This window comes from Salinispora sp. H7-4 (assembly GCF_013416675.1).
GTDB classification, from domain to species: domain Bacteria; phylum Actinomycetota; class Actinomycetes; order Mycobacteriales; family Micromonosporaceae; genus Micromonospora; species Micromonospora vitiensis.
Genome location: NZ_JABZED010000002.1, coordinates 218,514 through 218,743 on the forward strand (window position 1 = coordinate 218,514; position 230 = coordinate 218,743).

Here is a 230-nt window from a genome sequence, read left to right on the forward strand (position 1 = left end):
CCCCCACACCACCAACTCACCCTCCCCAACGGCACCACCACCCGCATCGCCGACCTACTCCACCCCGCCCGCCCCCTCCTCATCACCACCACCACCGAACACCCCACCGCCCACGCCTGGACCGACCGCATCGACATCATCACCGGCACCTGGACCCACCAACCACACCCCACCCTCCACACCGCCCTCATCCGCCCCGACGGCTACCTCGCCTGGACCGCACCCGGCAG

1 pseudogene is annotated in these 230 nt (G+C 70.9%); it reads left to right on the forward strand.

The features are described from left to right. Positions 1–230 (forward strand): annotated as a pseudogene (locus tag H0524_RS01100) (monooxygenase); the annotation flags it as partial.